Below are 19,800 nucleotides of genomic sequence, written 5' to 3'. Positions count from 1 at the left end.
TTGAAAGCACAGCCACCGCACCCGCACAGGGCCGCGATGGCTTGAGAATGGTGGGCGCCGAATTCGGACGCACGAGACGGATGTTTACCTCAGGCGCGAGGCCAAGCGCAAACACCGTCCAGCACCATAATGCCGCAGAACTTACTGAATCAGCTTCCAGTTTTTGTAGAAAACCCGACGCAGGGTAAAGACCATCCCGGCAAATCCAGCGATTACGGTATTGAGAACCAAGGGCAGCGGGGTCGGCCGCAGGATATCGATAAACAGGCAGTAACGCTTTGCATCGTTTTTGTTGAAAGACGCATGCATTAACGTGTCATCGAGGGCGCGTCATACAAGCCATTACGCAGGAAATCGTAAAGGCCGCAGATCACTACCAGGCCGAGAAATACCAGGGTGGTCTCGGGGAAAATATCAATAATCAGCAGCACGCCGAATACCCAGGCGACCGATACTGCCTTTTTACGCAAAGCAGGCTTGTTCATCTAACTCAGCTCCAGCAGGACGCCATTCGACAGGTCCGGATCCGTGGCCGCGAGTGGTGGGGATTTGAAACATATTGAAACAACTGCGTCATGATAAGGCGTTCGGCGTCTGTTAGGCGTTTTAAATAGTGCGAAATTGTGAAGGCTCTACACAGTTTTTAACCCTGGCTGCACTGTGTGGATTGGATTTTGTAAACGGAAGATTTGCGACTATCGTGACGCTTCGGTTTTTCGGACGTCATAGACCGGTACGATTGAAGTTGAATGGCCACCACTGGCCTTCGGCACCTTGGAAGAGGCAGAAATTTTATGATCATCAAACCGCGGGTTCGTGGGTTTATCTGTGTGACCGCTCACCCTGTAGGCTGTGAAGCGAACGTCAAGGAACAGATTGACTACGTCACTGAGCACGGCGCCATCGAAGGTGGCCCGAAGAAGGTGCTGGTTCTCGGCGCATCCACCGGCTATGGCCTGGCCGCGCGTATCAGTGCTGCGTTTGGCTGCGGCGCCGACACCCTGGGCGTGTTTTTTGAAAAAGAAGGCGAAGAAGGCAAGCTGAGCTCCGCTGGCTGGTACAACAGTGCCGCGTTTGAGAAGTTCGCTGTCGAAAAAGGCCTGTACGCCAAGAGCATCAACGGCGACGCCTTCTCCAACGAGATCAAGCGCCTGACCATCGAAACCATCAAGAAAGACCTCGGTAAGATCGACCTGGTCGTCTACAGCCTGGCCGCGCCACGCCGTACCGACCCGCAAGGCGTGGTGCACACTTCCACCCTCAAGCCGATTGGCAAGGCCGTGACCCTGCGCGGTATCAACACCGACAAGGGCGTTGTGGTCGACACCACCCTGGAGCCTGCGACCCAGGAAGAAATCGACGGCACCGTCAAAGTGATGGGTGGCGAAGACTGGCAGCTGTGGATCGACGCCCTGCGTGACGCCGACGTCCTGGCCGAAGGCGCCAAGACCACTGCGTTCACCTACCTCGGCGAGAAACTGACCCAGGATATCTACTGGAACGGCTCCATCGGCGAAGCCAAGAAAGACTTGGATAAAAAAGTCCTGACCCTGCGCGACAACCTTGCTGCACTCAAGGGCGACGCCCGTGTGTCGGTGCTCAAGGCTGTGGTGACCCAGGCCAGCTCGGCAATCCCGATCATGCCGCTGTACCTGTCGTTACTGTTCAAAGTGATGAAAGAGCAGGGCACCCACGAAGGTTGCATCGAACAAGTCTACGGTCTGTTAAAGGACAGCCTGTACGGCAGCCAGCCGAAACTCGACGCAGACGGCCGCCTGCGTGCCGACCTTGCCGAGCTGGAACCTAAAGTCCAGGACGCCGTCGCTGCACTGTGGAACCAGGTCACCGACGACAACGTCAACGAGATCAGCGATTTTGCCGGCTACAAGGCTGAATTCCTGCGCTTGTTCGGCTTTGAAATCGACGGTGTGGACTACGACGCTGACGTCAATCCGACCGTGAAGATCAACGGCCTCATCTCGGCATAAGACGGCTTACACAGCAGCCTCGATAACCCTGTTATGAGGCTGCTGTTTGTGAGCGCACAGAGCGTCAGCCTTGGCGAAAGGCTGACGCCAGCCGCTCTTGGGCATGGGTGAAACCAGAGCGCTTGATACCGACCACTTCTCTCTCCCAAAGTGGATTGAGTGGCACGTGATAGCCACTGTCCTTCGCCGTCTTTATTAGTTCCGCCATTTCCTTGCCGTCGTTGATGATGCTGATTTCATCGAAGCGCCCGAGCTTCGTCGGTAAGAAGAACGTTGCCGGATAGTTGGCGGCCACTTCCGTTACCGGGTTTCCGGAATCCGTGCCGTGGTGGACCACCCGCTCTCCATTGCCGACCAATCTCTGATTAATCAGCTCGATCATTTGCTTGACTCGCGGCGTGACATTACCCAGGTCTGGATCTTCCTTTCGATAAAAATATGCGGCGCTCTGATAGTCTGCGCGTAACTCTTTCGGCACATGGACAGTCTTGTCGCCCGATTGTTGGTGTCTGTAGCGATTGACTCGTTCTGTGAAAACGCTGTGCGCAATATCGGGCACCGGGATTAAATCCTGGGGGCCGAAGTCACTGAGGTGCGGCGCCACCATGTGCAAGTCATAGTCAGCCGTCAGTGCCTTGCCATCGGCCTTTTTCGCGAGCACTTCAACGGGCTTGCCCTCATGGGTAATGAGGTAGTTGTCTCCTAACGGTGACAGGCGTTTGCCTTCGAATGTATACAGCTGCTGACTTGGCCCCTTCGCGTTGAAACGCAGCGTGCCTTCGTGCTCGTTCGATGCCAGTTGAGTGATCTGGCCGAGTTTCATCAATTCGCCAAGACGACTGCGCGAGAGCTTCAAGGGAATTGCGACGGCATGCCCGTCGTTGATGCACTCCTGGATTTGCTCATTGGCGCGGCTGACTTTGCCGGGTGCATCGCTCTTGAATTTTTCGAGCTTGCTGAAGGCCTGGTCCGTGCAGATCAAGCCGGCTTGTGGTCCCCAATTGGCGCTTTTACCCTTGATATGAAAGTCCTTGGTGGGATGACCGGCTTCTATCAGCCCGGTTGCGACGGTTTCCACAGGGCGTACGCCAATGATGGAGTTGGTCGCCAGCGCAATTTTATGCAGGGGAATAAGATGGCTCGACACTATTCCGGTTTTTTCGCGTGCACGCTCAAATGCGACGTTTATCGATTTCTTTGTCGCTTGAGCGGTGTCAGTCGACTGGCTGGGTTGAGCGTGTTGCAAGGTATCCATGCTGAGTGCGGAAGGGGAAATAGCAGGGGTCATTACGCCTTTCATTGAATATCTCCAAGCTATGTTTAATAGACACGTTGGATGATCCCTTCCAGACCAAAGCATTCCTTCTATTGCACGGGGCACACTAAAGAAGTCTTCTTTTTGTGGGGAAGAACAAGTATTACGAGCTGTTTTAAGCACAGTCGGAAAAAGAGCGCGGAAGGCCGGGATATTCGGAGGCGGTGCTCTTTTTGCTGTGCGCGACCCGTGAAATTATCAGAGCGGTCCTACGCTTGTTTACGTGCGGCGTGGTTTCGCTGGCATGCGAGACTGGCGCATCACACGCAGGGGAGGGACGTATGACAATTCGCGCAGTGGTTTTTGATTTCGGCGGTGTCCTGTTCGATTGGAGCCCGCAGCACCTGTACCGCAAGTTGATTACCGACGATTACGAACGGCAATGGTTTCTCGAGCACATTTGCACCCAGGCCTGGAACACCGAGCAAGATGCCGGTCGCACACTGGCTGAAGGCACCCGCAGCCTGATCGAGCAGTACCCGCATCATGAGCGTTTGATCCAAGCCTATTACGACCGTTGGCACGAGATGCTGCGCGGCCCGCTACCGGAAGGCGTGGCGATCCTCAAGGCGTTGCACCATGTTGATATGCCGCTGTTCGGACTCACCAATTGGTCCGCCGAGACGTTCCCCTATGCACGGGCCAATTACCCGTTCCTGCAGTACTTTCGCGACATTGTGGTGTCCGGCGAACTGAAGATGATCAAGCCTGACGCAGCGATCTACCATGCCAGCCTCAGCCAGGTACGGGCCCACCTGCCGAATATCCAGCCGGCTGAAGTGGTGTTTATCGATGATGTCGCCGGCAATATCGACGCGGCCGTCGCCCTCGGTTGGCAAGGTATCCACCACGTATCGGCTGAGCGCACTGCCGCGCGATTGCGTGAGTTGGGCGTGGGCTTCTAGCGTGCCCACTTTTCCATAGCGAAATCGACGAAGGCGCGTAACTTGGGCAGGCGATAACGGTCCTGACCGTAGAGCAGGTGCATCGGGCGGCTGGGCAGTCGATAAGTGGTTAACAAGGCCACTAGCTTGCCACTCTCCAGATCCGGCTGCACCAGTGCATCGGCCAGCATGATGATGCCCATGCCGTTGACGGCTGCCTGGCGCAAGCCTTGCGAGCTGTTGATGGTCAATGAACCGGACACCGGAACCTCCACCTCGACGCCTTCGCCGGTCATGCGCCACAGTTTGTCGGTGTCGCGCCAGTTGTCACTTGTCGGGTAGGCGAACGCCAGGCAGTCGTGCTGGCGCAGGTCATCGGGCGTCTGCGGCGTGCCACGTCGCGCCAGGTAGGCCGGTGACGCGCAGAGCGTTAGGGTGTAGGCCTGCATCGGCCTGGCGATCAGGCTGGAGGCTTCCAGTTCGCCAAGTCGGATCGCGACATCGAAGCCGCTGTCGACCAGGTCCATCCGCTCATTGCTCAGCACCACGTACAGGTTGATCAGCGGGTAGCGTCGGGAAAATTCGCTCAAGGCCGGTGTAAGTTGTTCGGTGCCGAACACGGGTGGGGCGGTGATGCGCAGGGTGCCTTTGGGGATGTCGCTGTTGGCTTGCTCGGCGAGCTGCTCGGAGTCGGCCACCAGCCCCAACACTTCCAGACAGCGCTGATAATACTGCCCGCCAAATTCCGTAAGGCTTTGTTTGCGCGTGGTGCGCTTTAGCAGGCTGACGCCCAGTCGCTGTTCCAGGGCTCGCAGGTGGTTGCCGACCATGGTGGTCGACATGCTGCAGGCCTGGGCCGCTGCGGTCATGCTGCCGGTCTCGACCACCTTAACGTACACCGACATCGCCTGGAACAGATCCATTGTCAAGCCTTGATTTAAAGTCATTGCACGAATGCACAGTTTATCCAGCTCGGGTGGCTAACGATACTGCAGCCATCACAACGAAGTACTGGAGCCCGCACCATGACCGCCGCCTGCCTGATGACCACTTACCAACCCTTGGCCCTGAGTTTTACCCGTGGCCTGGGCACACGCTTGTGGGACCAGCAGGGCCGCGAATACCTCGATGCGGTGGCCGGAGTGGCGGTGACCAATGTCGGCCACTCGCACCCCAGGCTGGTGACGGCGATCAGCGAACAAGCGGGTTTGCTGTTGCATACATCCAACCTCTACAGCATTGACTGGCAACAGAAGCTGGCCCAGCGTCTCACCCAGTTGTCTGGCCTGGACCGTGCCTTTTTCAACAATTCCGGGGCCGAGGCTAACGAAACAGCGCTGAAGTTGGCGCGGCTGCATGGCTGGAAAAAAGGCATCGAAGCGCCGTTGGTGGTGGTGATGGAAAATGCCTTTCATGGCCGTACGCTGGGCACGATGGCCGCCAGCGATGGGCCATCGGTGCGCTTGGGCTTCCAGCGTTTGCCGGGGGACTTTCTCAAGGTGAGCTTTGGTGATATCGCCGCGATCGAGGCGGTCACAAAAGCGTTTGGCACGCGCATCGCGGCGGTCCTGCTGGAGCCGATCCAGGGCGAAAGTGGCGTACTGCCGCCGCCGCCTGGCTACCTCAAAGCCCTGCGCGATCACTGCACACGCCACGGCTGGCTGATGATGCTGGATGAGATCCAGACCGGCATCGGCCGCACGGGCGCCTGGTTTGCCTTCCAGCATGAAGGCATTTTCCCGGACGTGATGACCCTGGCCAAAGGTCTCGGCAATGGCGTACCCATCGGCGCCTGCCTGGCACGGGCCGCCGTGGCGCAATTGTTTACACCGGGCAGTCACGGCAGCACTTTCGGCGGCAACCCATTGGCGTGTCGGGTGGGTTGCACGGTGCTGGACATTATCGAGGAGCAAGGCTTGCTGCAGAACGCGGCGCAGCAGGGTGAGCGTTTGCTCGCGCGGTTGCGGGTGGAGTTGAGTGAGCACTCGCACGTGCTGGCGATTCGCGGGCTGGGTTTGATGATCGGTATAGAGCTGGCCAGTCCTTACCGCGACTTGGCTCTGCGTGCGGCCCAGGAACACGGCCTGCTGATCAACGTGACGCGGGGCAAGGTCATTCGCCTGCTGCCGCCGTTGACCCTGGATGCCAAGGAAGTCGAGATGATCGTGCGCGCCATCACCCGGTTACTGGATCAGGCCCATTGAGCCATTCCTGATTCATGGTTTCAGTATCTCCCAGGTACTCCAACAACCACGCCATGGCCGGGGACAGTTTGCTCTGCGCCCAAGCCACACACGACGGGCTGGCCGGAAACGGCCGGCTCAATTGCAGCGCCACCAACTCGCCCCGTTCGATCCACGGCAGCACTTGATGCGCCGGCGCCATGCCAACGCACAGGCCATCGCGCAGGCAATCGATCGCCGAGGCCCAGTTCGGCACCACCAGACGCCGCTGGTTATCCAGGGTCCACGTGTCGCGCTTGGGCAGGTTGCGTGAGGTGTCGGTCATGCACAGCGAGGCGAAGGGGCGCAGTTGGTCGTCACTCAGCAACCCTTCGACGCTCGCCAACGGATGCCGTGCGCTGACCACGCACAGCCAGTTCAACAAGCCCATGTCGCGGAAAGTGAAGTGACTGGCCACTGGCACTGCACTGGTGGCACCGATCACGATGTCAGTGCGCTCATCCGCCAGGGCATCCCACACTCCGTTGTACACCTCGTATTCCAGCAGCAGTTCCACCTCGGGAAACTGCCGATAGAAATCCAATACCAACTGTCGGCAACGCTGGGGTTTGACGATGGAATCCACCGCCACCTTCAGCTGGCCGCTCCAGCCATTGGCCACCTGCTGGCACAGCCGCCGCGTGCCGAGCATTTTTTTCATCACGCTCCGGGCCTCGTCTATAAATAAACGGCCGGCAGGTGTCAGTTCTACATCCCGATGGCGTCGCACGAACAGTGGCACCGCCAGCCACTCCTCGAGCTGACGCACGGTGTAGCTGATGGCCGACGGCACCCGGTGTAACTCCTGGGCCGCGGCGCTGAAGCTGCCATGGCGCGCCACGGCATCCACAACATCCAGGGAGTATTCGGACCACATAGCGGCCGCCTTCAAATTTATTGATAAGAATGTCCAATTATTATCGCTTCACACAGAAACTGTCAGCTTCATAATGGGTGCCAGTCAGCAAATAGTTTGATGGCAGGATTAACAAGGCTTCAATGAAAAATTCTTTTGGTTTCATTTGGTATCTGGCGGGGCTGAGCATGCTCGGTTATCTCGCCATGGACATGTATTTGCCAGCGTTCGGCGCGATGGGCGAGCAGTTGCAGATTGGCGCCGGTGCAGTGGGCGCCAGCTTGAGTATTTTCCTCGCCGGCTTTGCGGTGGGGCAGTTGCTGTGGGGGCCGCTGTCGGACCGGTTGGGGCGCAAGCCGATCCTGCTCGCAGGCCTTAGCCTGTTTGTGCTGGGCTGCGCAGGCATGTTCTGGGTCGAGACGGCGCCGCAATTGCTGGCGCTGCGCTTTATGCAGGCGATTGGCGTGTGTTCCGCCGCCGTGAGTTGGCAGGCCCTGGTGATCGACCGCTACCCGGCCGACAAGGCTCACCGCGTGTTCGCCAGCATCATGCCGCTGATGTCGCTGTCACCGGCGTTGGCGCCGCTGTTGGGCGCAATGGTTTTGAATCACTTTGGCTGGCAGGCGATCTTCGGCGTATTGCTGGGGGTGTCGCTGTTGTTGCTGTTGCCGACATTGTTCCTGCGCACCCCTCCGAAACGTCAGGCAGAGAAGAGCGAGCCTTCGCACCTCGGCTACGGGCAGTTGCTGACTTCTCGCGTGTTTACCGGCAACGTCATGATCTTCGCCGCGTGCTCGGCCAGCTTCTTCGCCTGGCTGACGGCTTCGCCTTTCATCCTTGGCGACATGGGCTACAGCCCGAATGACATCGGGCTGAGCTATCTGCTGCCCACATTAGCGTTTCTGGTGGGTGGCTACAGTTGCCGCAGCGCGCTGCAGCATTTTCAGGGCAAGACGCTATTGCCATGGTTGCTGCTGGCGTATTGCATCAGCATGGTGGCGCTGTACCTGGTTGCCACCTTGACTGTGCCGACGCTGACCACCTTGCTGATGCCGTTCTGCTTGATGGCCCTGGTCAACGGTGCCAGTTACCCCATCGTGGTGGCGAATGCGCTGATGCCGTTTGCGGAAAATTCCGGCAAAGCCGCGGCACTGCAAAACACCCTGCAACTGGGTCTGTGCTTTCTCGGCAGCTTGATCGTGTCATCGATGATCGACCAGCCGCTCCTGATTACCGCCATCGTGATGCTGGCAACCGCGCCGCTGGCGGTGTTGGGGTACTGGTTGGCGCGGCCCAAAAAGGGTAATTCGGCACTGGCACAAGCCTGAAGTGACAATCGGATCCCACACTTGATCGGACTCCTTCAGCGATTAAAAGGTGATTTCCAGATTCACCGTCGGCGTCGATGTGCGGCTACCCCGGCCGCCGTCCACGCCGAACTTGTTATGCCAGTACTCGTAACCCACCCCGAGATACAGGTTTGGCTTCACATTCTTACCCGGTCGCACCGCCACCATCAGCGCCGTGCGCATCAGGGCTTCGGGCGCGGTGTCGCGGCCGTGGTAGTCCTCACCTTTTTCCCCGACATAATTGATAAAGCCCTGGAATTTCGCCGCGTGATTGGCGATCTCGAACGGTCGCATCCAGGTCAGGTTGAGCATGTAGGTATCGTCGAAGGTGTGGTTCGACTCCTGTGCACCGGGGATGCCGGTGTGGTTCCTCTCCTTGTAGTACATCAGGCTCAGGTCCAGCACACCGACGGTGTTGAACTTCAAGGTCGGGCCGATCACCAGCGCGCGTTTTTTTGCTGAAGCGAAGTTGTTGTTGCGGTTGGCATCGAAGCCCAACGTCAGCGCGTAATCCTTGACCGGGCCGGTACCCAGCGGCACATCGAATACCCGCGATGCGTACAGCTGGTGGCGGTACACCGCGTACACCTCACTCCCCCCATGATCAGTGCCCTTGCGCGGGTCGCGGCTGTCGGACAGGAACACATCGAGGTTGAGGAAATTGCTGCCGTATCGGTAGCCACTGGCGTGGGTGAAGCTGTAGATGCGCTTGCTGAATTGGTCGAGGTTATTCGGATTGGTGAACTGCTGGCCGTAGCGAAACCCTACGCTGTTGTTCATCCATTCCACCGCGACGGCCTCCCCGCCGCCGAGAAGGGTGAGTGCAACGGTGGCGCCCTGTAATGCCTTTTTCATTGTCCTGGGTCCTTTGGCGTTCTGGCTCATCACGGCCGAATTGTTTTTGTAACGCCGGTGGAGGGTAACTTGTCCGGGTGATTGTATACAACTCTATGGACATCCAGTCCGTACATTGCATACAGTGGCCGCACAACAAAAACAGAGAGCCCCTCACCATGACTAACCCGAAGGCGTCACCGCAGCGGCCAGAAGATGAGAATCTCGGCGTCGCCGCCAACATGGCTTACGGCCTGCAACATGTACTCACCATGTACGGCGGCATCGTCGCGGTACCGTTGATCGTCGGCCAGGCGGCCGGGTTGTCGCCGGCGGATATCGGCTTGTTGATTGCCGCATCGTTGTTTGCCGGTGGCCTGGCCACGCTGTTGCAGACCTTGGGCCTGCCGTTCTTTGGGTGTCAGTTGCCTCTGGTGCAGGGCGTGTCGTTTGCTGGCGTGGCGACCATGGTGGCGATTGTCGGCAGTGATGGCGCCGGCGGGATACCGGCGATTCTCGGGGCGGTGATGGCCGCGTCGCTTATCGGGTTGCTGATAACCCCGGTGTTCTCTCGGATTACCAAGTTTTTCCCGCCGTTGGTCACGGGCATTGTGATCACCACCATCGGCCTGACCCTGATGCCGGTCGCGGCGCGCTGGGCCATGGGCGGCAACAGTCGCGCTGCGGATTTCGGCAGCATGCCCAATATCGGCCTGGCGGCATTGACCCTGGTGCTGGTGTTGCTGCTGAGCAAAATCGGCAGCGCTACCATTTCACGTTTGTCGATCCTACTGGCAATGGTGATCGGTACGGTGATCGCGGTGTTCCTCGGCATGGCTGATTTCTCCGGCGTGACCCAGGGGCCGATGTTCGGTTTCCCTGCGCCATTCCATTTCGGCATGCCTACCTTCCATGTGGCCGCGATCATCTCCATGTGCATCGTGGTGATGGTGACCCTGGTCGAGACCTCGGCGGATATCCTGGCGGTGGGTGAGATCATTGACACCAAGGTCGATTCCAAACGCTTGGGCAACGGCCTGCGCGCCGATATGTTGTCGAGTATGTTCGCGCCGATCTTTGGTTCGTTCACCCAGAGCGCCTTCGCCCAGAACGTCGGCCTGGTCGCGGTTACCGGGGTGAAGAGCCGTTTTGTAGTGGCCACGGGCGGGCTATTTCTGGTGATTCTCGGCTTGTTGCCGTTCATGGGGCGGGTGATTGCGGCGGTGCCGACATCCGTACTGGGCGGGGCGGGGATTGTGTTGTTCGGTACCGTGGCGGCGAGTGGTATCCGCACCTTGTCCAAGGTGGACTACCGCAACAACATGAACCTGATCATTGTTGCCACCTCCATCGGTTTTGGCATGATCCCCATCGCAGCGCCCAGTTTTTACGATCAATTCCCCAGCGGGTTCGCGACCATCTTTCACTCGGGTATCAGCTCGTCGGCGATCATGGCGATCCTGCTGAACCTGGCGTTCAACCACTTCACCGCTGGTAACTCGGACCAGCAGTCGGTGTTTGTGGCAGGCACAGACCGCAGTTTGAGCGCCCGAGATGTGTCATCACTGCGTGAAGGGGATTATTTCAGGGGCGGCAAATTGTTTGATGCCGAGGGTAAAGAAATTCCGTTGGTGGCGGATGTGGCGAGGAAAGCGCCGAAGACAGAAACCACCGAGGTCTGACGCCGAACAGGGGGGCAGTGTGGGAGCTGGCTTGCCTGCGATGACCATAGGTATCTACACAAATATTGGTCGATACCCAAATTTGGCGGCGATGCCGCTTTGGCTTTTGATCTGGCTTGTGATTTTGATCTCAGGCGCCCCGTCAACCACGCTGGCCGAACGCAGGCTTGAATCCGTGGGTAACACGGCAGGACGCCGGGTTAGCCGCACTGGGCCAAGGATGGCCCATTGCGGCGGCCCACGGATTCAAGCCTGCGTTCGGGCACACCGAGCCTGGGCGAGGTGCCGAGTGGTGGGGCGAGGACCTTTTGGTTACTTTTGGGTCCTTCCAAAAGTGACCCGCTGTAAGAGCGGAACCCTAGGAGGCCGTTACCGCAGCAATGGATATGTTCCCCGACCAAAAAACTCTAGCGCCTGGTTTAACACAGTCCTCAAAAATGTGTAGATACCTATGGTCATCGCAGGCAAGCCAGCTCCCACATTGATTTAGCCAGCTTTGAGTTCTTTGTACTGCGCTGAACACACCTCATCCAAAAACTTCACCACGGTCCCCATGCACGCCTGGCGTTCTTCCACATGGGGCATGTGGCTGGAATCTTCAAACAGCGCCCAGCGCACATCGGCAATCTCATCCAGGAACGGTTTGACCACCAGCGGCGTGGCCTCGTCATGGCGACCGGAAATGACCAGAGTGGGTACATTGATCGCCGACAGGCGGCCAATGGATTTCCAGTCCTTCAAGCTGCCGATCACGTGGAACTCGGTCGGGCCGCTCATCGCGTGGTACACCGTCGGGTCTGCGTCGACCTGGGCGAACGTGCGCGCCACCTCTTCCGGCCACGGGTTGACCCGGCACACGTGATGGTCATAGAACACTCGCGAGGCGGCGAGGTATTCCGGGTCATGGTAGGTGCCGGCGGCTTCATGCTTGAGCAGGGTTTCATGCACGCCTTCGGGCAACAATTTGCGCAGGCGGTTGGCTTCGCTGACCCAGGTGCGCATGCACGTCGGCGAGTTGGCCGGGATGAAGGCACGCAAGCCTTTAGGCTGCAAAATCGCGTGTTCACTGCCAAGCATGCCGCCCCAGGACTGGCCGAGGATCGCGTAGTTATCGCTGATTTGCAGATGATCCAGCAGGTTGTTCAGTTCTTCCAGGAACAGGCCCACGGTCCAGAAAGACGGATTTTTTTCGGGCAGGTGGGTGGAGCGACCGTTGCCCAGTTGGTCGTAATGGATCACGGCGTGGCCGCTGGCGGCGACGTCCTTGAACGCATCAACATAATCATGGGTGCATCCGGGACCGCCGTGGATAACCACCAGGGGCGTGCGGCCGCTGCAGAGGTCACCTGTGACGCGGAACCAGGTTTGGTAGGCGCCAAACGCCGCATACCCTTCGCGGATTTTTTCGATGAATTCCATTTCGTACCTGCTCTGAAAAAATGATCAGGCACACGATAAAGCGTGGAAGAAGTTTAAGTAACTAGCAAAACAGCTAGGTTTTGCCGAGGGGGTCAGTCTTCCAACAGGCGGTAATGGGTGGCGCGCACCACGGCCTGTACGCGATTCTTGGCCCCCAACTTGTGCATTGCCGAGGCCAGATGCAGGGTGACCACCGCCAGTGAACGGCTCAATTGCGTGGCGATTTCAGCGGCGGTCAGGCCGTCGGCGGCCCATTTGAGGCACTCGCGTTCACGTTTGGTCAGGTGGATATGCGGGTAAGTGCGCAGCTCTTTGCTGAACAGCGGGTAGGCCGCTTCCTGCAGGGCGTGGGAAATCAGGCTGAAATCCGACAAGGTCTGCTGCGCATCCTGCAGGACGTTGCCGGCTTTACCGGTACGCAGGCCGGTCAGCGAGGCGAAGCCGCCACGGGGCAGGTGAATGGGCACGCTGACGCCGCAGGTCAGTTGTTGGTCGTGCAGATAGGATGAAACGGGGGCGTGGCAGGGATCGATGATCTTTTGCAGAGGGGTATCGGCCTTGATGTCGTAGGACCAAACAAACGGCGACACCGTACTCAGGGCCAGGTGTTGCACCGGGTCGATCTGGTAGAACCCTTCGCTGCACCACAAGCTATGCCAGCCCGGCGGGGTATTGCGCAGTTCGAGCACCGCGGGGGTGATCAATGCACCATCCTGGTCGATTGGCACCGGGGTGTAGTCATACACCAGTGCATCGAAACCCAACTGCTGGGCGAGGATGAATGTGTTGTCCATCTGCTCATCCAGGCTCCTGCCCGGCATCAGGCGGTGATTTAAGGCAGTCAGCTTGGCCAGCATCCGTTCTGCTCCCGAATTCATTTGAATCTCGACTTGCTGCAAGTAGAATGCCACGCCCCGGCGAAGGACTGCCAGGCCCAAACCTATAAGAAATGCTAGGTTATGGACGCGCGGCATCCTCGGTAGTGTTGGCCTGATAAACGGCCGCTACCTGCCAGGCCGACACAACACAAGGAATGTATGGATGTGGCGTGAAATTGCCCCCGACCAGCAGTACAACGTGCAAGTCGACGGCCATGACCTCGTGGTCTACAGCTTCGGCGAAGGCGATGAGGTGCTGTTGTGCCTCAACGGCGGGCCCGGCCTGCCGTGTGACTACTTGCGCGACGCCCATGGTTGGCTCAAAGACCATAACCTGCGAGTGGTTGCATTCGACCAGCTTGGCACGGGCGCATCAGCCAGACCGACCGACGTTTCGCTGTGGGAAATCGGCCGTTATGTCGAAGAAGTCGAAACCGTGCGCCAGGCACTGGGCCTGGGCCGCGTGCATTTGCTCGGGCATTCATGGGGCGGCTGGCTCGGTATCGAATACGCCATCCATTACCCCGATGTGCTGAAAAGCCTGATCCTCGAAAACACCGTGGGTGACATTCCACACCTGTCCCAGGAACTGGAACGCCTGCGCGGCGCCCTTGGCAGCGAAACCGTGGCGATGATGCAACGCCATGAAGCCATGGGCACCCTCGACCACCCGCAGTACCAGGCCGCGATCACCTTGCTCAACTATCGCCACGTGTGCCGTCTCGACGAATGGCCCGCGCCGGTCAAGCGTTCCCTCGACGACTGGAACATGGGCCCCTACGAAACCATGCAGGGCCCCAACGAATTCCTCTATATCGGCAACCTCAAGGATTGGAACCGCATCCCTGAGATGGCCGCGTTCAAGATGCCCATGCTGATCACCACCGGCCAGCACGACGAACTCACCCCGGCCTGCGCCCTGCGCATGAAGATGGCGGCCAAACACGCCGAATTGCACGTATTTCCCAACAGCAGCCATATGCCCTTTTATGAGGAACCCCAGGCGTATTTCCCGGTTTTGCTGGACTTCCTCACGCGTCACCGAGGCTGACGGATGAACCTGGCACGTTATCGTTTTGTGCTGTCCCGGCCGCTGCAATTGCTGCCGGTGCTGTTTGGCATCAGCCTGATCACCTTTGTGCTGGTGCGCTCGATCCCCGGCGACCCGGCGCGCGCGCTGCTGGGTTCGCGCAGCACGCCCGACGCCTTGCTGAAAATCCGCGCCCAGTTCGGCCTCGACCAACCTGTGTGGCTGCAATATTTCTACTTCCTGAAAAACCTGCTCAAGGGCGACCTCGGTCAATCGCTGCTGTACAAGGTCGACGCGCTCAAGCTGATCGTCACGCGCATCGAGCCGACGCTGGTGCTGGTGCTCGGCGGCGTGGTGCTGGCGCTGCTGATCGCGGTGCCGCTGGCCACCGTGGCCGCGCGTAACAAAGGTGGCTGGGCGGATAAGCTGATCCGCGTGTTCACGACGGTCGGCCTGGGCATGCCGGCGTTCTGGCTGGGCTTGATGTTGATCTTGTTGCTGAGTGTGCAGTGGGGGCTGTTTCCGGTATCGGGTTACGGGCGGACCTGGCTGGACAAGGCGCACCACATGGTTCTGCCGTGCCTGACGATCGCCCTGGCCCTGTCGGCGGTGCTGGTGCGCAACCTGCGGGCGAGCATGTTGATGGAGTTGCAAGCCGACCACGTCACCGCCGCCCGGGCGCGCGGGTTGTCGGAAGCTGCGGTGTTTCGCCGCCATGTGCTGCCCAATTCCCTGGTACCGGCCGTCAACCTGCTGGCGGTGAATATCGGTTGGTTGATCAGCGGCACGGTGGTGATCGAAAGCCTGTTTGCCATCCCCGGCATCGGCCAGTTGCTGGTGCGCGGGATCTTCACGCGCGACTACATGGTCGTGCAGGGCGTGGCCATGGTGCTGGCGTGCGCGACCGTGGTGGTCAACTTCCTGGCTGACGTGGCCACTGTCGCCCTCGACCCACGGGTGAAGATGCAATGAGCACTCGCCCCTTGATTGCGCCATGGCGTTTGCGTCTGCGGTTTGGTTTTCGCAACGGCCGGCTGACCGCTGCCTGGGGTTTGTTGATTCTGCTGCTGTGGTTGGCGCTGGCGCTGTTTGCGCCGTGGATCGCGCCTTATGACCCGATTGCGCAAAACACGGACTTCAGTCTGCTAGGCCCAAGCCTTGCCCATCCATTCGGCACGGACAACTATGGTCGAGACATTCTTTCGAGGGTGATCTGGGGCGCGCGCATCGATTTGCAACTGGCGATCGTTGGGGTGATCTTCCCGTTCCTGATCGGCACCTTTGTCGGCGCGGTTTCAGGCTATATCGGTGGGCGTTTCGACAGCTTCTGCATGCGCCTGATCGATGTGATCCTGGCATTCCCCTTCCTGGTGCTGATGCTGGCAATCATGGCCATCCTCGGTCCGGGCTTGAAGAGCTTCTATATCGCCATGGCGCTGGTGGGTTGGGTGTCTTACGCGCGGCTGATCCGCTCGCAGATCCTGGTGCTCAAGGAAAGCGACTTCGCCCTGGCCGCCAAGAGCCTGGGCTTTGGTCACGGGCGGATTCTGTTCCGGCATCTGCTGCCGAATGCGATGTTCGGCTCGATTGTGTTTTCCATGTCTGACGCGGTGCTGGTACTGCTCAATGGCGCCGCTGTGAGCTACCTGGGCCTGGGCGTGCAACCGCCGACCGCCGAATGGGGAACGATGGTGGCCGAGGGGCAAGCCTTTATCACAACCGCTTGGTGGATCTGCACCTTTCCGGGGCTGGCCATTGTGACGCTGGCCATGGGCTTCAGCTTGCTGGCTGATGGCGTGGCGCAAGTGCTGGGGGATCGCTCATGAGCCTGCTGCAAGTACGCGACCTCAGCGTGATTGCCAACAATACCGGGCGTGATGTAACCCTGGTCGACCGTGTGTCCTTCGACCTGGCTGAAGGTGAAATCCTCGGCCTGGTCGGGGAGAGTGGCTCAGGCAAGACCATGGCGTGTCGCGGCCTGATGCGCCTGTTGCCGTCGCCTGCGCTGCGCGTGCAAGGTGGCGCGGTTCGGTTGGCCGGCCAGGATCTGCTGCCACTCGATGACGCCGGCATGCGTGCCGTGCGCGGCGGTCAACTGGGCATGATCTTCCAGAACCCCAGCAGCCACCTCGACCCGCTGATGCGTATCGGCGAGCAGATTGCCGAGGGCATTCGCCTGCACCAAGGCGCGTCAAAAAAAGACGCGCGGCTGCAAGCCATCGAGGTGTTGCGCCAGGTTGGCATCCCCGATCCGCAAGCGCGGGTCGACAACTACCCCCACGAGTTTTCCGGCGGCATGCGCCAGCGCGCGATGATCGCGGTGGCGCTGGGCTGCAACCCGAAAGTGCTGATTGCCGACGAGCCGACCACGGCCCTGGATGTAACGGTGCAGGCGCAAATCCTGCGGTTGCTGCTGGAGCTGCGTGATAAACGCGGTCTGTCGATCATCATGATCACTCACGACCTCGGCGTGGTTGCGCAAACCTGCGACGCCATCGCCGTGATGTACGCCGGGCGCCTGTGCGAACACGGCAGCAAATACGAGCTGCTGGCGCATCCGCAACACCCGTACACCGCTGGCCTGATCGACTGCCAGCCCGCCCACAGCAGCGGCCACGCCTTGCTGCGCACGATTCCCGGGCAGCCGCCGTTGCTGGACGCCTTGCCCGCCGGCTGCCGGTTCAACCCGCGTTGCCCGCAGGTCGGTGCCTTGTGCACCGAGGTGCTGCCGGAAGGCGCGCGAGTCGCCTGTCATTACCCTTTGGGAGCGCACCCATGAGCCTGTTGCAGATCAAGGACCTTGAGGTGAAGTTTGCCGCGTCCGGCACGGGGTTGTTCGGCCTGAACAAGCAGTGGGTGAGGGCGGTGAACGGCGTGTCGCTGAACCTGGCAGCGGGTGAAACTTTGGGGTTGGTCGGCGAGTCCGGCAGCGGCAAGAGCACCTTGGGCCGGGCGGTGTTGCACCTCAACCCGATCAGCGCCGGACAGGTGTTGTTTGACGGCATCGACATGGCCCACGGCAGCGCCATCGATATCACTCGCCTGCGCCATGAAACCGCGATGATCTTCCAGGACCCGTACGCCGCACTGAATCCACGCCACACCATCGGTGAAACCATCGCCGAAGTGTTGCGCGTGCAGCGCAAGGTGGCGCCGGATCAGATCCCCGCTCGCGTCAACGAGCTGCTCGACCTGGTCGGGCTGCGCCCCGAACTCGCCAGCCGCAGACCCGGCTCCCTCAGTGGCGGCCAATGCCAGCGCGTCGGCATTGCCCGGGCATTGGCGGTAGAGCCACGGCTGATCATCGCCGATGAATGCGTGGCGGCGCTGGATGTGTCGATCCAGGGCCAGATCATCAACCTGCTGCTGGAACTGCAACAGCGTATGAACCTGGCGATCCTGTTTATCGCCCATGACCTGGCCATCGTGCGGCGCCTGTGCAACCGCGTGGCGGTGATGTACCTGGGCAAGATTGTCGAGGAAGGGCCGGTGGAAGCGGTCTTCACTTCGCCACGGCATCCTTACACGGCGGCCTTGATCCAGGCGATTCCAGAGATTGATCCGCATCGGCCGTTGCCTACGGAGCCCTTGCCGGGTGAGCCACCCAGCCCGCTGAATTTGCCTACCGGTTGCGCCTTTCACCCGCGTTGCCGGCACGCTCGAGCCATGTGTTCCGAGGTGTTGCCGCCAACGCATTTCCTGCACGAGCATCGATACAGTTGCGTGCTTGAAGAACCTTTGCTTTGACCCTTACCTGCCATTCATTAACAAGGAGTTGTGATATGCAAACGCGCCACTTGAAGTTGCTCGCCGCCGCTACGTTGACCGCTTGGTCCCTGACTGCTGGGTTGGCTCACGCCGCCGGCGTCCTGACCATCGGCTGCCGTGAGGACAGCACCACGTTCGACCCGATCAAAAGCGCGCAAAACCGCGACACGTGGGTATTCGCCAACGTCTACGACACCCTGGTGCGCGTCGATAACCTGGGCACCAAGATGGAGCCAGGGTTGGCAGAAAGCTGGGACATTTCCAAGGATGGCCTGACCTACACCTTCAAGCTGCGCGACGCGAAGTTCTCGGATGGCTCGCCGATTACCGCTGAGGATGCGGCGTTCAGCCTGTTGCGTATCCGCGACAACAAAGCCTCGCTGTGGGCTGATCCGTTCAACTTGATCAACACCGCCAAGGCGGCCGATCCGAAAACCCTGGTGGTTACCCTCAAGACGCCGGCTGTCGCTTTTCTCTCGCAACTGGCGTCGCCGACGGTGTCGATCCTGTCGGAAAAGGCCATGACCAAAATGGGTGAAGACGCCTACTCGGAAAACCCGGTGACGTCCGGCGCGTTTACCGTAGACGAGTGGCGTAAGGGTGATCGCGTCATCCTGAAAAAGAACCCGAACTTCTGGCAGGCCAAGAACGTCAGCCTCGATGGCGTGGAGTGGGTCTCTGTCACCGACGACAATACACGCATGCGCATGGTGCAGAACGACGAGCTGGACACAGCGATCTTCGTACCGTTCTCGCGGGTTGAAGAGCTGAAGAAAGACAAGAACGTGGTGATCCACTCCGACCCGTCCACCCGCGAAGATCACCTGTTGATCAACCACGCTCACGGCCTGCTGGCCAAGCAGGAAGTACGCGAGGCGCTGGACATGGCCATTGATAAACAATCGCTGGTGAAAGCCGCCACTTACGGTCAAGGCACCGTGGCCTATTCATACATCCCGAAGGGCTCGCTGTTCCACTACGCCAACAACCTGCAACGCCCGTATGACCCGACGGCCGCCAAGAAGCTGCTGGAGGCTGCGGGTGCCAAGGACTTGAAGCTTAACTACGTGGTCAACGCCGGCAACGAAGCCGACGAGCAGATTGCGGTGATCATCAAGGACCAGTTGGCCAAGGTCGGCGTGACCGCCAACCTGCAAAAGGTCGACCCGACCCAAAGCTGGCAGATGCTGGTGGACGGGGAATACGATATTTCGGTGATGTACTGGACCAACGACATCCTCGACCCGGACCAGAAGACCACCTTCGTACTGGGCCATGACACCAACCAGAACTACATGACCCGTTACAAGAGCGACAAGGTCAAGGAGTTGGTGGCGGCCGCGCGGATCGAGGCCGACCCGGCCAAGCGTGAGCAGATGTATGTCGAACTGCAGAAACTGGCGAAACAGGACGTGAACTGGATCGACTTGTACTACAGCCCGTACATCAACATCTCACGCAAAAATGTGAGCAACTTCCTGCAAAACCCGCTGGGCCGCTTCACCCTCGAAGAAGTGGTGAAAAACTAAGATCCAGAGAGCACTGCACGCAAATGTGGGAGCAGGCAAGCCAGCT

General features: G+C 59.5%; 18 protein-coding genes and 1 pseudogene. 11 read left to right on the top strand and 8 right to left on the bottom strand.

All coding sequences use genetic code 11. The annotated features are described in order from the left end of the window. Positions 1-141: 141 nt before the first annotated feature. Both AACY30_RS27435 and AACY30_RS27430 read right to left on the bottom strand, forming a co-directional pair. Positions 142-321, bottom strand: a pseudogene (locus AACY30_RS27435) (aspartyl/asparaginyl beta-hydroxylase domain-containing protein); the annotation flags it as partial. Then, positions 309-485 (bottom strand): hypothetical protein, encoded by a 177-nt coding sequence (locus AACY30_RS27430; protein ID WP_445261423.1) that lies wholly within the window; start codon positions 483-485, stop codon positions 309-311. The gene AACY30_RS27430 and the pseudogene AACY30_RS27435, both read right to left, overlap by 13 nt. 309 nt (positions 486-794) lie before the next feature. On the opposite strand from AACY30_RS27430, the gene fabV reads away from it, so the two are divergent. Next, complete coding sequence (gene fabV / locus AACY30_RS11230; protein WP_339540319.1) at positions 795-1,988, top strand: enoyl-ACP reductase FabV; 1,194 nt, start codon at positions 795-797, stop codon at positions 1,986-1,988. A 64-nt stretch (positions 1,989-2,052) separates the two neighbouring features. Here the strand turns inward: fabV and AACY30_RS11225 are convergent, their stop codons facing one another. Beyond that, positions 2,053-3,288 (bottom strand): anthrax toxin-like adenylyl cyclase domain-containing protein, encoded by a 1,236-nt coding sequence (locus AACY30_RS11225; RefSeq protein ID WP_339540318.1) that lies wholly within the window; start codon positions 3,286-3,288, stop codon positions 2,053-2,055. Between the two features lie 296 nt (positions 3,289-3,584). Here AACY30_RS11225 and AACY30_RS11220 point away from each other — a divergent pair, with 296 nt between their 5' ends. After that, entirely contained in the window at positions 3,585-4,208 is a 624-nt protein-coding gene (locus AACY30_RS11220; protein WP_339414842.1) for an HAD family hydrolase, read from the top strand. Here AACY30_RS11220 and AACY30_RS11215 read toward each other — a convergent pair. After that, a complete protein-coding gene (locus AACY30_RS11215; protein ID WP_339540317.1) occupies positions 4,205-5,110 on the bottom strand; it encodes a LysR family transcriptional regulator in 906 nt (301 codons plus the stop codon). The genes AACY30_RS11220 and AACY30_RS11215 overlap by 4 nt on opposite strands. A gap of 102 nt (positions 5,111-5,212) precedes the next feature. On the opposite strand from AACY30_RS11215, the gene AACY30_RS11210 reads away from it, so the two are divergent. After that, positions 5,213-6,391 carry an aspartate aminotransferase family protein gene (locus tag AACY30_RS11210; protein WP_339540316.1) on the top strand — a complete coding sequence of 393 codons (1,179 nt, stop codon included), beginning with the start codon at positions 5,213-5,215 and terminating at the stop codon, positions 6,389-6,391. Here the strand turns inward: AACY30_RS11210 and punR are convergent. Further along, positions 6,363-7,286, bottom strand: coding sequence for a DNA-binding transcriptional activator PunR (gene punR / locus AACY30_RS11205; protein WP_339414839.1), 924 nt, complete (start codon positions 7,284-7,286; stop codon positions 6,363-6,365). The genes AACY30_RS11210 and punR overlap by 29 nt on opposite strands. Positions 7,287-7,408: 122 nt before the next feature. Between punR and punC the strand changes: the two genes are divergently transcribed. Next, positions 7,409-8,593, top strand: coding sequence for a purine nucleoside transporter PunC (gene punC / locus AACY30_RS11200; RefSeq protein WP_339471921.1), 1,185 nt, complete (start codon positions 7,409-7,411; stop codon positions 8,591-8,593). 42 nt (positions 8,594-8,635) lie between these two features. Here punC and AACY30_RS11195 read toward each other — a convergent pair whose 3' ends face one another. Then, the gene (locus AACY30_RS11195) at positions 8,636-9,469 is read right to left on the bottom strand and encodes a nucleoside-binding protein (protein WP_339540315.1); all 834 of its coding nucleotides are present in this window, start codon (positions 9,467-9,469) and stop codon (positions 8,636-8,638) included. A gap of 158 nt (positions 9,470-9,627) precedes the next feature. Between AACY30_RS11195 and AACY30_RS11190 the strand changes: the two genes are divergently transcribed. Further along, a complete protein-coding gene (locus AACY30_RS11190) occupies positions 9,628-11,130 on the top strand; it encodes a nucleobase:cation symporter-2 family protein (protein WP_339540314.1) in 1,503 nt (500 codons plus the stop codon). 486 nt (positions 11,131-11,616) lie between these two features. Here AACY30_RS11190 and AACY30_RS11185 read toward each other — a convergent pair whose 3' ends face one another. Continuing rightward, positions 11,617-12,549, bottom strand: a complete 933-nt coding sequence (locus tag AACY30_RS11185; RefSeq protein ID WP_339471914.1) for a proline iminopeptidase-family hydrolase — start codon at positions 12,547-12,549, stop codon at positions 11,617-11,619. 92 nt (positions 12,550-12,641) lie between these two features. Then, entirely contained in the window at positions 12,642-13,406 is a 765-nt protein-coding gene (locus AACY30_RS11180) for a LuxR family transcriptional regulator (RefSeq protein ID WP_339540313.1), read from the bottom strand. Positions 13,407-13,590: 184 nt separating this feature from the next. Here AACY30_RS11180 and AACY30_RS11175 point away from each other — a divergent pair, with 184 nt between their 5' ends. From AACY30_RS11175 to AACY30_RS11150, 6 genes are read left to right on the top strand one after another with little or no spacing between them, the layout of a single operon-like run. Beyond that, a complete protein-coding gene (locus tag AACY30_RS11175) occupies positions 13,591-14,478 on the top strand; it encodes a proline iminopeptidase-family hydrolase (protein ID WP_339414834.1) in 888 nt (295 codons plus the stop codon). A 3-nt stretch (positions 14,479-14,481) separates the two neighbouring features. After that, entirely contained in the window at positions 14,482-15,429 is a 948-nt protein-coding gene (locus AACY30_RS11170) for an ABC transporter permease (protein WP_339540312.1), read from the top strand. Next, on the top strand, positions 15,426-16,283 hold the full coding sequence (locus tag AACY30_RS11165) for an ABC transporter permease (protein WP_339456480.1): 858 nt from the start codon (positions 15,426-15,428) through the stop codon (positions 16,281-16,283). Before AACY30_RS11170 ends, AACY30_RS11165 begins: the two co-directional genes overlap by 4 nt. Further along, complete coding sequence (locus tag AACY30_RS11160) at positions 16,280-17,236, top strand: ABC transporter ATP-binding protein (protein ID WP_339437160.1); 957 nt, start codon at positions 16,280-16,282, stop codon at positions 17,234-17,236. Before AACY30_RS11165 ends, AACY30_RS11160 begins: the two co-directional genes overlap by 4 nt. Next, positions 17,233-18,204: an ABC transporter ATP-binding protein gene (locus AACY30_RS11155; protein WP_339471908.1), complete on the top strand. Its 972-nt coding sequence runs from the start codon at positions 17,233-17,235 to the stop codon at positions 18,202-18,204. Before AACY30_RS11160 ends, AACY30_RS11155 begins: the two co-directional genes overlap by 4 nt. 35 nt (positions 18,205-18,239) lie before the next feature. Next, positions 18,240-19,754 (top strand): ABC transporter substrate-binding protein, encoded by a 1,515-nt coding sequence (locus AACY30_RS11150; protein WP_339540311.1) that lies wholly within the window; start codon positions 18,240-18,242, stop codon positions 19,752-19,754. The last annotated feature ends 46 nt before the right edge of the window (positions 19,755-19,800 follow it).

The organism is Pseudomonas sp. RA_5y_Pfl1_P24 (assembly GCF_963970945.1).
Lineage (GTDB): Bacteria > Pseudomonadota > Gammaproteobacteria > Pseudomonadales > Pseudomonadaceae > Aquipseudomonas > Aquipseudomonas tritici.
This window is presented reverse-complemented; position numbering and strand designations above follow the sequence as displayed.